At 64.1% G+C, this 12,588-nt stretch carries 10 protein-coding genes; 9 read left to right on the top strand and 1 reads right to left on the bottom strand.

The features are described from left to right. Nucleotides 1–137: 137 nt before the first annotated feature. From DY201_RS20755 to DY201_RS20780, 6 genes are all read left to right on the top strand, one after another. Nucleotides 138–1,994 (top strand): LTA synthase family protein, encoded by a 1,857-nt coding sequence (locus tag DY201_RS20755; RefSeq protein ID WP_115733905.1) that lies wholly within the window; start codon nucleotides 138–140, stop codon nucleotides 1,992–1,994. A 304-nt stretch (nucleotides 1,995–2,298) separates the two neighbouring features. Then, complete coding sequence (rpsF, locus tag DY201_RS20760; RefSeq protein ID WP_115732849.1) at nucleotides 2,299–2,790, top strand: 30S ribosomal protein S6; 492 nt, start codon at nucleotides 2,299–2,301, stop codon at nucleotides 2,788–2,790. Beyond that, a complete protein-coding gene (gene rpsR / locus DY201_RS20765) occupies nucleotides 2,790–3,038 on the top strand; it encodes a 30S ribosomal protein S18 (protein ID WP_018427106.1) in 249 nt (82 codons plus the stop codon). Before rpsF ends, rpsR begins: the two co-directional genes overlap by 1 nt. Before the next feature lie 235 nt (nucleotides 3,039–3,273). Beyond that, complete coding sequence (gene rplI / locus DY201_RS20770) at nucleotides 3,274–3,852, top strand: 50S ribosomal protein L9 (RefSeq protein WP_115732850.1); 579 nt, start codon at nucleotides 3,274–3,276, stop codon at nucleotides 3,850–3,852. Nucleotides 3,853–3,995: 143 nt separating this feature from the next. Next, nucleotides 3,996–5,303, top strand: coding sequence for a cyclopropane fatty acid synthase (locus DY201_RS20775; RefSeq protein ID WP_115732851.1), 1,308 nt, complete (start codon nucleotides 3,996–3,998; stop codon nucleotides 5,301–5,303). An 88-nt stretch (nucleotides 5,304–5,391) separates the two neighbouring features. Then, nucleotides 5,392–5,715, top strand: coding sequence for a YnfA family protein (locus DY201_RS20780; protein ID WP_115732852.1), 324 nt, complete (start codon nucleotides 5,392–5,394; stop codon nucleotides 5,713–5,715). A 153-nt stretch (nucleotides 5,716–5,868) separates the two neighbouring features. Here the strand turns inward: DY201_RS20780 and DY201_RS20785 are convergent, their stop codons facing one another. Then, nucleotides 5,869–8,205, bottom strand: a complete 2,337-nt coding sequence (locus DY201_RS20785; protein WP_115732853.1) for an autotransporter family protein — start codon at nucleotides 8,203–8,205, stop codon at nucleotides 5,869–5,871. Nucleotides 8,206–8,782: 577 nt separating this feature from the next. Here DY201_RS20785 and DY201_RS20790 point away from each other — a divergent pair. The 3 genes from DY201_RS20790 to DY201_RS20800 all read left to right on the top strand — a co-directional run bounded on the left by DY201_RS20790 (nucleotide 8,783) and on the right by DY201_RS20800 (nucleotide 12,582). Further along, on the top strand, nucleotides 8,783–10,282 hold the full coding sequence (locus tag DY201_RS20790; RefSeq protein WP_115732854.1) for a replicative DNA helicase: 1,500 nt from the start codon (nucleotides 8,783–8,785) through the stop codon (nucleotides 10,280–10,282). Nucleotides 10,283–10,547: 265 nt separating this feature from the next. Continuing rightward, on the top strand, nucleotides 10,548–11,951 hold the full coding sequence (radA, locus tag DY201_RS20795; RefSeq protein WP_115732855.1) for a DNA repair protein RadA: 1,404 nt from the start codon (nucleotides 10,548–10,550) through the stop codon (nucleotides 11,949–11,951). A gap of 28 nt (nucleotides 11,952–11,979) precedes the next feature. Further along, nucleotides 11,980–12,582, top strand: a complete 603-nt coding sequence (locus tag DY201_RS20800) for a CvpA family protein (protein ID WP_115732856.1) — start codon at nucleotides 11,980–11,982, stop codon at nucleotides 12,580–12,582. Nucleotides 12,583–12,588 lie beyond the last annotated feature (6 nt).

Consider the following 12,588-nt stretch of genomic DNA (forward strand, 5'->3'; position numbering starts at 1 on the left):
GACGCTGCCGTCCAGCGTTCGAGGAAGTTGAGTTGGCAAAGCTGTTCGCGACAGGCAAGTCCGTCGCATATGACGGGGAAAACGAGGCTGAAGCACTCAGCCGGCGTGACTATGCATTGGGCGTCCTGCGCTCGGTGATGATCACGCTCGCCGTCTCGGCCGTGCTGGTCTTCGCCATCGAATTGGTTGCCCGCGGCTCCTTCATCGACACGCTCAATTTCTTCCAGCAGCCGTTCAAGCCTAGCTGGACCACGGTGGCGCTGTTCGCTTTGCTGATCATCGGCTTCGACGCTCTGCTCGGCCGCCCCTATAACGGCCTGTTGATCGTCGCACCCGTGGCGCTGATGCTGGCCTTCGTCGGCCACCAGAAGTCGCTCTATCTCGGCGACCCGCTCTACCCGACCGATTTTCTCTATGCCCGCCAGATCGTCGAACTGATGCCGCTTTTGGTGCGCGAGCGGCCGCTTGCCGGCATAGGCATTGCGGTTGGCCTCATCGGCGGCATCTCGCTGCTCGTGCTCGCCTGGCGCTACTGGCGCCGCCGCATGCCGGCGCTGTCGTTCTGGGCGCGCATGTCGCGCCTGGCGATCGCCATTCCGGCGCTGGCCTTCTTCGTCTCGATCATGGACTACGCCACCTTCTCGTGGACGCGCGATCGCCTGCAGATCATCCCGATGATGTGGGACCAGAAGGAAAACTACGCCTCCAACGGCTTTGCCATTGCCTTTGCGCTCAACGTGCCGATGGCCAAGGTCAAGGCGCCGCAGGGCTATTCCGACAAGGCCATCGACGCCATCGCAGCACCTTCGCAGAAGGCCGCCGTGCTCCCCGAGGAAAAGCCCGACGTCATCATCGTGATGAGCGAATCCTTCTGGGATCCGACGCGCCTGCCCGGCGTCGCGATCACGCCGGACCCGATCCAGAACGTGCGCGCATCGCAGTCCGGCCACGTCTTCTCGCCCGAATTCGGCGGCATGACCGCCAATGTCGAGTTCGAGGCGCTGACCGGCTTCTCCAACGCCTTCCTGCCGGCCGGCTCGATCCCCTACCAGCAATATGTCCGCGCGCCGGTGCCTTCGCTTGCCACCTTCTTCAAGAGCGAAGGCTACGACACCAAGGCCATCCACCCCTTCGGCGGCTGGTTCTGGAACCGCGCGCCGGTCTACAAGGCCTTCGGCTTCGACAAGTTCATGTCGGAAGAGAACCTGCCGCTGCTCGCCAAGCGCGGCCCGCTGGTCTCCGACGCCGCACTGACCGAAGAGATCATCCGCGAGGCCGACGCCACCGATCACCCCTTCTTCATGTTCGCGGTCTCGCTGCAGAGCCACGGCCCCTACGAGCCGAACCGCTACAGCGACACCACCCACAAGGTCGAGGCGCCGACGTCGCAATGGGCGCGCGATTCGATCCTGACCTATGCCGAGGGTGCTTCCGACGCCGACCGTGGCCTGAAGCGCCTGATGGACTGGGCCAGCAAGCGTGAGCGCCCGACCGTCATCGCCTTCTTCGGCGACCACCTGCCGCCGCTCGGGCCGGTCTATGTCGAGACGGGTTTCATGAAAGAGCCGGTCGCCAAGCGCAAGGCGCCGATCGACGAAATGCTAGTGCAGCACGAGACGCCGCTGGTCGTGTGGTCGAACCGCACCGGTGCTGCGCGCGACATCGGCTCGATCAGCCCGGCCTTCCTGCCGCTGCATGTGCTCGAGACCGCCGGCATCAGCCACCCCTATTATACCGGCTTCCTCGGCGACCTGCATGACCGCTACCGGGTCGTCGACCGCAACATGCTTCTGCCGCGCCAGGGCGAGTCGGTGTTCGACTGGTCGCGCCAGAAGGAGCTCGATCCGGCGATCCGCGATTTCCGCTGGCTGCAATATGACATGATGTTCGGCAAGCGCCGCGGCGCCAAGGGCTTCTTCCCCGAGACCGTCGACAAGGTTGTGGCCAACCGCACGCGTTCGCCGCTGTTCCTCCGGGACGAGGCATTCGGCTGAGCCAAAACCGGCCGGAAAGGCCGGTTTTCCTGAGAATCTCGGCCTTCCCCCTTGCCTTGGCTGCACTTAGCATGTAGACGCCCGCCATCTGCCGGTCCCAGCTGGGGGCTGAACGGAGGGCCGGAGGCTTTCTTGAAAGTCGCCGTGTGAAGCGAAAACGCTTCCGCCTCCCGTGTCTCCGCTCTCGACCGTCTCGTCGTGCTCCTTTCTTCCCCTGAAGGCCGCAAGGTCTCGAAGGGTCAGGGAGGTCGCAGAGGCTCTAGCCGCCGGGACCGGAAGATGGAAACGAAGAAAGGCAAAAACTATGGCTCTTTATGAACATGTGTTTCTTGCCCGCCAAGACCTCTCGCAGCAGCAGGTCGATGCACTTGTCGAACACTACAAGGGCATCATCACTGCAGCTGGTGGATCGGTTGGCCGGGTCGAGAACTGGGGACTGAAGTCCCTCACCTACCGCATCAACAAGAACCGCAAGGCGTATTACACGCTCATGGACATCAGCGCTCCGTCGGCTGCCGTCAAGGAAGTCGAGCGCCAGCAGGGCCTGTCCGAAGACGTTCTGCGCTTCCTGACCGTCAAGGTCGACGCGCATGAAGAAGGCGTCTCCGCCATGATGCAGAAGCGCGAAGAGCGCTCCGAGCGTGGCGATCGCGGTGGCTTCGGCGACCGTCCGCAGCGCAGCTTCGGCGACCGCGACCGCGGCGACCGTGGTCCGCGCAGCTTCGGCGACCGCGATGGCGGTGGTGATCGTGGCCCGCGCCGTCCGCGCGAAGGCGTTGAAGGGGGTGCAGAATAATGGTCGACATCAATCAGATCCCGACCCGTCGTCCTTTCCACCGCCGTCGCAAGACCTGCCCGTTCTCCGGCGCCAACGCACCGAAGATCGACTACAAGGACGTGCGTCTGCTGCAGCGCTACATTTCCGAGCGCGGCAAGATCGTTCCTTCGCGCATCACCGCCGTCAGCCAGAAGAAGCAGCGTGAACTCGCCCAGGCGATCAAGCGCGCCCGCTTCCTCGGCCTGCTGCCCTACGTGGTGAAGTGATTTCAGTTCCGGCCCGGCGGCATCCGCCCCGGGCCGGAATACTCCCTGCCGCGACGGGCGCGGTCGGGTGAAGCTCAAATCCCGGGTTGGATTTCTCAGGAAATCCTAACTGCCGCGACAGGCAGGACAGCGAAACCGGCGGCAACGCCCGCATTGCTTCCTTGCCCGTTGAATTTTTCCGCTGCCTGTGCAGCCAACGACCGCTGCCTCTGCAGCCAACGAAAGGACAAGGACAATGGACGTCATTCTCCTCGAACGCATTTCCCGCCTCGGCCAGATGGGCGACACCGTCAAGGTCAAGGACGGCTTTGCCCGTAACTTCCTTCTGCCCAAGGGCAAGGCGCTCCGTGCCAACGAAGCCAACAAGAAGAAGTTCGAAGGCCAGCGCGCCCAGCTCGAAGCCCGCAACCTCGAGCGCAAGTCCGAAGCCCAGCAGGTCGCCGACAAGCTCGACGGCAAGTCGTTCGTCATCGTGCGCTCGGCTGGCGAAACCGGCCAGCTCTACGGTTCGGTCTCGACCCGCGACATCGCCGATCTGCTGATCGCCGAAGGCTTCACGATTGCCCGCAACCAGGTCGAGCTCAACCAGCCGATCAAGACCATCGGCCTGAGCAACGTCGCCATCGCGCTGCACGCCGAAGTCGAAGTCACCATCACGCTTAACATCGCGCGCACGGCCGACGAAGCCGAGCGTCAGTCGAAGGGCGAGACGCTGACCACCGCCGAAGCCATCTATGGCGACGACATCAACGAAAACGCCCGTCCGGACAGCTTCTTTGATCCGAACGAAGACGGCGAAGGCGACGAAGGCTGATCCCAGCCTCTGTCCCGAACCAGTTTTCTGGACCAAGCCCGGATGGCAACATCCGGGCTTTTTTTGTGCCAGGCGTGGAACTTGGCAGCGTCGCTCCTATTTTGAGGAAAGGACTACACGACTGACCTTTTCGCGAGCGCGCCATGAATATGCTGTTGCAACGCATCGTCGGGAAGCTTGTGCGTACCGGCAATCTGACAGTCACCGGCCCCAACGGACGATCGCACCGTTTCGGCGATGATACGGGCGACCCTGTCCACCTCCTGATCAAGACGCGGCGTGCCGAAAACGCCATCACGCTCGACCCGATGCTGGCTTTGCCCGAGGCCTATATGGACGGCGATGTCGACATCGTCGGCGGCGACGTGCTCGGGCTGATGCGGGTGGTGTTCCAGAATCTCGGCAATGGCAGCATCGACACTGCCTGGACCAAGGCGCTGGACAATCTGCGGCTCGCCTTCCGCCGCTTCCAGCAGGTCAACACGACAGCCCGTTCCAAGCGCAATGTGCAGCGCCACTACGACCTGTCGGGCGAGCTCTACCGGCTCTTCCTCGACACCGACATGCAATATTCCTGCGCCTATTTCGCCGACCCCGAAATGACGCTGGAAGAAGCCCAGATCGCCAAGAAGGCGCATATAGCAGCCAAGATGCGGCTCAGGCCCGGTCAGTCGGTGCTCGACATCGGCTCCGGCTGGGGCGGTCTCGGGCTCTACCTTGCCCGCACCTTCGAGGCGCAGGTGCTCGGCGTGACCTTGTCGACCGAGCAGCATGCGGTCGCCACCGAACGGGCCCAGGCCGAAGGGCTGGAGAACCGGGTCCATTTCGAGATCAAGGACTATCGCGACCTGGTCGAGCGCTTCGACCGCATCGTCTCCGTCGGCATGTTCGAGCATGTCGGCGTCAACCACTACCGGACCTTCTTCGACAATGTCGCCAAGCGCCTGAAACCCGACGGCGTGATGGTGCTGCATTCGATCGGCCGCGCCGGCCCGCCGGCCTCGACAAGCGCCTTCATCCGCAAGCACATCTTCCCCGGCGGGTACATTCCCGCCTTGTCGGAGGTGCTGCCGGCGATCGAAAAGGCCGGCCTGATGGTCACCGACGTCGAGATCCTCAGGCTGCATTATGCCGAGACGCTGAGGCACTGGAGCCTGCGCTTCGCCGCCAACCGCGACAAGGCCAAGGCGATCTATGACGAACGCTTCTGCCGGATGTGGGAATTCTATCTCGCCGCCTCCGAGGCAGCCTTCCGCTGGCAGGACCTGATGGTCTTCCAGATCCAGCTCAGCCACCGCAACGACACGCTGCCGCTGACCCGCGACTATATCGGCAAGTGCGAGAAGGCGCTGGCCATGCACGAGATGGGACACCGCCAGACGAAGCTCGCCGCGGAAGCCGAACCTGCCGCCAAGACCAGCCGCCGCAGGAAGGTCGGCGACAGGGAATAAGATCGCCGCCAACGCGGGACTGGGGCCTTGCGTCTCATGCGGCTCCCATAGGAAAAAGCCCGTCTCTCCCTGAGCCCGGGCTTTTTTCATGACCTATGCCATCTACGCCCTAGCAGCCCTTGCCGAGATCGCCGGCTGCTTTGCCTTCTGGGCCTGGTGGCGGCTCGACAAGTCGCCGCTCTGGCTGGCGCCCGGCCTCGTCGCGCTGGTCGCCTTCGCCTGGCTGCTTGCCCTTGTCGAAGCCGATGCCGCCGGCCGCACTTACGCCGCCTATGGCGGCATCTACATCGCGGCGTCCTTGTGCTGGCTATGGCTCGCCGAAGGCATCCGCCCCGACCGCTGGGACATGATCGGCGCCATCATCTGCATCCTCGGCGCCTCGATCATCCTGCTTGCGCCAAGAGGCGCCTAGAGCGCTTCCGCTTCTGTGCGAACCGCGGAAACGACCCTTGTTTTCTTCGAACCGCGGAAACGACCCTTTTTGCGCAATTCCGAACGGAAAACCGCTTCACACTTTTCCTGGAGTTGCTTCAGCGAACCTGCCGCCCGGCCGTGCCAGGCCTCGTCACCATTTGACCTGCAGGCCGACATTGCCTTCGAAGGTCCGGCTGCGCTCGCCACCCAGGTTGAAGCTGTAATCTGCCACCGCAAAGGCTGTGACCTTGTCGGTGAAGCTATGGCTTATGCCCGCGCCGAGCTCGAGCCTGGTGCCGCCCGTCTCGACCCGGATCGCGTCGCTGTCGAAATAGGTGACGTCCTCGCCGTTGAAGCCGTGCCAGAGATTGGCCTTGAGATAAGGCTTGAGCTGGCCCGAGGCGGTGTCGAACGTGCCCTCAAGGCGCGCGCCGATGCGGCCGGTGACGCCGCGCCCCTCGTCGAAGCGCACGCCCGACAAGGTGTCGTCGGCGTCTTCAAGGGAAACATCCTGCCAGATGATCTGCGCCTGCGGCTCGAGCATCCAGCCTTCGGTCAGGGTGATCGGTGCCCCCGCTTCCAGCGAGGCGGTCACCACGCGGCCGTCGGTATCGATGCCGATGGCGCGCTCGGAGCTTGCGTCGCCGCCGAGCCAGCTTCCCATCAGCACGGCATCGACATACCAGCCGCCTGGCCCGACATGGGTGAAGTAGCCGCCGACGCTGTAGGCATCGAGGTCGAGCTTGCCTGCGGCAAGGTCGGCCTGACCCTGGACTGCACCGCTGATATCGGCATTGAGGCTGGCATAGCCGAGGAACAGGCCGGCGGCATTGCGCGCCCCGGCCTCGGTCTCGCCACGCCAGAAATCGAGCCCTGCCTGGATACCCAGGGTCGTGGCGTCGGCCGAAGGTGAAACCGTGCCGGCCCAGTCCTGCCGGGAGCTGGAGCCGAAAACCCGGCTCCATGTGGTCGAAAGATCGTCGCCGCCGGCAAGGAACCCCTGTTCGCCGCGGCGCTCATGAAATGTGCCGAGCGTCGCCAATGCCACGTCGCGGGCCATTGGCGGCATCACCGAATAGACAGCCGTCTCGGGCCGGATCAGCGGGATGCCGGGCTCGCCCGGGTCAACCGGGTTGACCAGTTCGGAGCGCAGATACCAGTTCTCGCCCAGCCCTTGGGCATCGCCCCGGAACAGCAGATATTCGTAGGCGCCATAAGCCACCGGGCTCGCCAGCGTGAAGGCGCCGGAGTCGGTGGTGCCGCCCGATGTCGCTTCGACGACAAGGATGCCATCTGCATTGGTCTGCTGACCGGTGCCGCCAAGATTGACCACGATGATGCCGGTCGAACCGCTGGCGTTGCCGCCCTCGATCACCAGCCTGTCGGACGGCGCGCCGTCGCCTGAAACAACCGTGTCGAGCCTGAGATAACCGCCGGCGCCGATGTAGTTGCCAATGACGGTGAAGCTGTCGGCGGCACTTGCCGCACCATTGGTCAGGTCGACGGTGCCGGCATTTGTCAGCGTCACCGCATTGCCCGAGGTGAAGGCGCGCACGGCGGCGTTGACGCCGGCACCGGCGCGCAGCGTGCTCGATGCGTCGATACTCAGGCTGCCGGTGTTGGAAAGCCCATCGCCCAGCACGAAATCGCCGTCGAGCGTGAATTCGGACCCTTGAGTGAGATTGACGGTTTCCCAGTTGACGTAGCGCGCGACCGAAGTCGAGCTGGTGCCCTCGAATGTCAGCGTGTCGATGCTGGCGCTCGTGCCGCCATTGATGACCTGTCCCGCGGCAAAGCTCGCCTCGGTCAGGCCGAGCAGCAGCGCCGTGTCCTGCCCCGTGCCCATAACGACATTGCCGCCAATGCTCCCGCCTCCCAACCAACGGAAGGTGTTGTTGCCGTTGCCGAGATCGACGAACGTGCCGATCGACGCGGTGCCGGAAACTTCCAGCAGATCGTTGCCCTGCACCGCTTCGATGGAGGTGTCGATCGTGCCTCCCGACATCCGCATGACGTTATTGGCCTGCTCCAGATCGACATTGCCGATCCGCCCGCCGGTCATGGTCACGAAATCGCCGGCAAAAAACTCACCGATGATGCGGCCGCCGCTGATCGTCGCCGTATCGAGCGAACTGCCCTGGTTGAGCGAATTGATCACGCCGCCGGTCATGATGAAGACATCGGCGCCGCCGCCCTGGTTGACGGCGCCGTCTATCGTTCCCGAATGGATTTCGACGCGATCGACGAAACCGCCGAACACCACATCGCCAGTGATCGTGCCGGTGCCGCCCGCCGGCAGGGTCAGCGAATTGGTGCCGTCAGTGTCGGTCAGCCCTACGCTCGCACCGCTGTCGCAGACATAGATGCTGTTGCCGGCGGTCGGCGTCAGGTCGCAGGCGGCAAGGCCGGCCTGCGTCGAACCCAATAGAACCATGGCGGTGGAAGCCAGCCAGGTCAGTCGAGCCGGTGCAGGGCGAAGAATGTGCATGTTGCCTCCTCAAGCAGACGAGGCCCGCGCCGCAGCAGCGCAATTCGGCCCCTGCTAGCCCTCGGACAAATGCTTCGCCATGTGCCGCATCGCGATTAACAGCCCTGGGAACCGCAAGGATCAGCGAATACCCGAATAAAATCAACTGCAGATGTATACAAATTACCCCGGAATTGTGCTGAACGCCTTCTTGGTAAACAAGACGGCTCGCGGATTATTCCTGTTTTGTTCCTTCCGATTTCCGGCTACAGTTTCGCCGATTCGCGTGGCTCGGTTTCCGCTGCCGGCGGCTGCCGTGGGAAGTCTGGCTCGCAGGAGGCATCTCTTCCCGTTGGTTCAATGGCCTGCCGCGTACAGTTCGGCTCTGAGGATTCGATGGCTTTGGAGAAATTTGCGAGCCAGGATTCGGCAACAGTCAAATTGATTCCGGCAGTAGGACTCATGTCCTGTGGATGGTTTCGCCCAGCCTGTGAATTCTAGAGCAAACTGGCCTTGAAACCCACCTAAAGCAGATTGAGCCAGCAATTCGATATCGGACTCTGCTAGGGGAGTATCTGGTTCAGCGACGGGGACGACATTGGCAGAGGCAGCGCGCAAATTCGAGGTGGCGGAAGCGACCCCGCTCTATCGGGAAGCCCCCAACAACATCGAGGCCGAGCAGGCTTTGCTCGGCGCCATGCTGGTCAACAACGACGCCTTCTACCGCGTCTCCGACTTCCTCAAGGCGACCCATTTCTACGAGCCGCTGCACCGCAAGATCTTCGAGGTTTCCGCCGAGCTCATCCGCATGGGCAAGATGGCGAACCCGGTGACGCTGAAGACCTTCCTGCCCGCCGACGAAAAGGTCGGCGACATGACGGTCATGCAGTATCTCGTCGCCCTTGCCGCCAACGCCGTCACCGTCATCAACGCCTCCGACTACGGCCGCGCCGTCTATGACCTCGCCACCCGCCGTGCGCTGATCACCGTCGGCGAGGACATGGTCAACATCGCCTATGACGCGCCTGTCGACATGTCGCCGGCCGAGCAGATCGAGGACGCCGAACGGCGCCTGTTCGAGCTCGCCGAAACCGGCCGCTATGACGGCGGCTTCGAAAGCTTCTCCGATGCGGTCAAGACCGCCATCGACATGGCCAGCGCCGCCTATATGCGCGACGGCCATCTTTCCGGCGTCGCCTCCGGCCTGCACGACCTCGACGCCCGCATGGGCGGCCTGCAGTCCTCCGACTTGATCGTGCTCGCCGGCCGCCCGGGCATGGGCAAGACCTCGCTCGTCACCAACATCGCCTTCAACGTCGCCCATGCCTATGTGCCGGCGCAGCAGGCGGACGGCTCGTTCAAGGCCGAAAATGGCGGCGTGGTCGGCTTCTTCTCGCTCGAAATGTCGTCCGAGCAGCTCGCCACCCGTATCATTTCCGAGCAGGCCGAGGTGCCCTCCTCCAAGATCCGCCGCGGCGATCTCACCGAGGCCGACTTCGAAAAGCTGGTCAGCTGCACCCAGACGCTGCAGAAGATCCCGCTGTTCATCGATTCGACCGGCGGTATCTCGATCGCCCAGCTCTCGGCCCGCGCCCGCCGCCTCAAGCGCCAGCGCGGCCTCGACCTGATCATCATCGACTATATCCAGCTGATGCAGGGCTCGTCGGCCAAGTCGTCGCAGAACCGCGTCCAGGAAATCACCGAAATCACCACCGGCCTCAAGGCGCTGGCCAAGGAGCTCAACGTTCCGATCATCGCGCTGTCGCAGCTGTCGCGTCAGGTCGAAAGCCGCGACGACAAGCGCCCGCAGCTCTCCGATCTTCGTGAATCGGGCTCGATCGAGCAGGACGCCGACGTCGTGATCTTCGTCTACCGCGAGGAGTACTACCTCAAGAACAAGGAGCCGAAGCCCGGCACCGACGAATATCTCAAGTGGGAAACCGACATGAACGAGGTGCGCGGCAAGGCCGAAGTCATCGTCGCCAAGCAGCGTCACGGCCCCACCGGCACCGTCAGCCTCGGCTTCCAGGGCGAATTCACCCGCTTCTTCGACCTCGCACCAGAGCATCATCTGCCCGACAGGTTCGGGGAAGAGTAACGCATGCCAGAGCTTGCGCTCGTCGTTGGCGACGGTGGCGGGACAGCGCCCCCCTCTGTCCCCATGTTGATCAGAGGGCCGGACATCTCCCCCACAAGGGGGGAGATTGGCTGGCCGCTCACCTCTCGCCAATCTGGAGCGCCGCAGATTGAGGCACCGTCGCGCCTGACGGCTGATCTCCCCCCTTGTGGGGGAGATGTCCGGCAGGACAGAGGGGGGCAACGTAGAACTCTGCCTTTCCATTCTTCCGAAAGGCACCCGCTCCATGGCTAAAGCCCGCGTTCAATTCATCTGCCAGAACTGCGGGACGGCGCATCAGCGCTGGGCCGGCAAGTGCGATTCCTGCGGCGAGTGGAACACGCTGGTCGAGGAAGGCACGGCGGGCGGCATCGGCAGCGGTCCCGGTTCGCTCAAGAGCGCGCGCAAGGGCCGCGCGGTAACGCTGACCTCGCTCGACGGCGACATCGAGGATGCGCCGCGCATCGTCTCTGGCATCAGCGAACTCGACCGCGCCACCGGCGGCGGCTTCGTGCGCGGCTCGGCGCTGCTGATCGGCGGCGACCCCGGCATCGGCAAGTCGACGCTGCTGACCCAGGCGGCGGCGGCGCTGGCCGCACGCGGCCACCGCGTCGTCTATGTCTCGGGCGAAGAAGCGGTGGCCCAGATCAGGCTGCGCGCCCAACGCCTCGGCGTCGCCTCGACACCCGTCGAGCTTGCCGCCGAGACCAATGTCGAGGACATTCTCGCCACCATCGCCGACGGCAAGCGGCCGGACCTGGTCATCATCGATTCGATCCAGACCTTGTGGACGGACCTCGCCGATTCGGCGCCGGGCACCGTGACCCAGGTGCGCGCGGCGTCCCAGGCGATGATCCGCTACGCCAAATCGACGGGTGCGGCGGTGGTGCTCGTCGGCCATGTCACCAAGGAAGGCCAGATCGCCGGTCCCCGCGTCGTCGAGCATATGGTCGACGGCGTGCTTTATTTCGAGGGCGAAGGCGGCCACCATTTCCGCATCCTGCGCACCGTCAAGAACCGCTTCGGCCCGACGGACGAGATCGGCGTGTTCGAAATGTCGGACAAGGGCCTGCGCGAGGTCGCCAATCCGTCCGAACTGTTCCTCGGCGAACGCCATTCCAAGGCGCCGGGAGCTGCGGTCTTTGCGGCGATCGAAGGCACCCGTCCGGTGCTTGTCGAGATCCAGGCGCTGGTCGCCGCCTCCAGCCTGGGCACGCCGCGGCGCGCCGTCGTCGGCTGGGATTCGTCGCGGCTGTCGATGATCCTCGCCGTGCTCGAGGCGCATTGCGGCGTGCGCTTCGGCCAGCACGACGTCTACCTCAACGTCGCCGGCGGCTACCGCATCTCCGAGCCGGCGGCCGATCTGGCCGTGGCTTCCGCACTGGTTTCATCGCTCACCGGTATTGCCCTGCCTGCTGATTGCGTCTATTTCGGCGAAATCAGCCTTTCTGGCGCCGTGAGGCCGGTTGCGCATGCGCAGCAACGCCTTAAAGAGGCCGAAAAGTTGGGCTTCGGAAGGGCCGTGCTGCCCTCCGGCAGTGGGGAGCTCGCAGGTGGAATCGGAGCCGGTTCGTTCCAGCCGACCGCACTCGCGGATCTGGTGGCGCGGATAGCCGGCTCAAGGCGAAGCCGCGCGGAAGAGACGGACTGAAACCGTCGCCATGGAGTGAGTGGACACGATGCCGATTACGCTGCTTGACGGAATTCTTGTCGGCTTCACCCTGGTCTCGGCGATGCTCGCCATGGTGCGCGGTTTTTCCCGCGAAGTGCTGTCGGTGGCGTCCTGGGCCGCTGCCGCTGCTGCCGCCTTCTTCTTCTACAAGCCGGTGGTGCCTTACGTTCAGCCCTATATAGACAACGAAAAGATCGCCATGGCGGCTGCCGCCGGCATCGTTTTCGTCATCGCGCTGATCGTCGTCACCATCATCACCATGAAGATCGCCGATTTCATCATCGACAGCCGCATCGGCGCGCTCGATCGCACGCTCGGCTTCCTCTACGGTGCCGCCCGCGGCATCCTGGTCGTTGCCGTCGGCCTTTTGTTCTTCAACTGGCTGGTCGGCCCCAACGCGCCCGCCTGGGTCGCCGAGGCGAAGTCGCGCCCGCTGCTCGAGAGCATCGGCACCTCGATCGAGAACCTTCTGCCCGAGGACCCCGAGAATTCGATCCTCAAGAAGCTCAATTCGCAGACCGGCGAACCGGAAGCCGGCGCCACCACGCCGCCGGCCGAGACGCCTGCCGAAGGCGACGCGCCGGCCGAACCGGCACCGACCAACAACTGATTTCGC

Source organism: Aminobacter aminovorans (assembly GCF_900445235.1).
GTDB lineage: Bacteria > Pseudomonadota > Alphaproteobacteria > Rhizobiales > Rhizobiaceae > Aminobacter > Aminobacter aminovorans.

Bases quoted from the DNA above. Each gene is read 5' to 3' on its own strand.
- DY201_RS20755 (WP_115733905.1), top strand. From the start codon at position 138: ATGATCACGCTCGCCGTCTCGGCCGTGCTGGTCTTCGCCATCGAATTG.
- rpsF (WP_115732849.1), top strand. From the start codon at position 2,299: ATGGCTCTTTATGAACATGTGTTTCTTGCCCGCCAAGACCTCTCGCAG.
- rpsR (WP_018427106.1), top strand. From the start codon at position 2,790: ATGGTCGACATCAATCAGATCCCGACCCGTCGTCCTTTCCACCGCCGT.
- rplI (WP_115732850.1), top strand. From the start codon at position 3,274: ATGGACGTCATTCTCCTCGAACGCATTTCCCGCCTCGGCCAGATGGGC.
- DY201_RS20775 (WP_115732851.1), top strand. From the start codon at position 3,996: ATGAATATGCTGTTGCAACGCATCGTCGGGAAGCTTGTGCGTACCGGC.
- DY201_RS20780 (WP_115732852.1), top strand. From the start codon at position 5,392: ATGACCTATGCCATCTACGCCCTAGCAGCCCTTGCCGAGATCGCCGGC.
- DY201_RS20785 (WP_115732853.1), bottom strand. From the start codon at position 8,205: ATGCACATTCTTCGCCCTGCACCGGCTCGACTGACCTGGCTGGCTTCC.
- radA (WP_115732855.1), top strand. From the start codon at position 10,548: ATGGCTAAAGCCCGCGTTCAATTCATCTGCCAGAACTGCGGGACGGCG.
- DY201_RS20800 (WP_115732856.1), top strand. From the start codon at position 11,980: ATGCCGATTACGCTGCTTGACGGAATTCTTGTCGGCTTCACCCTGGTC.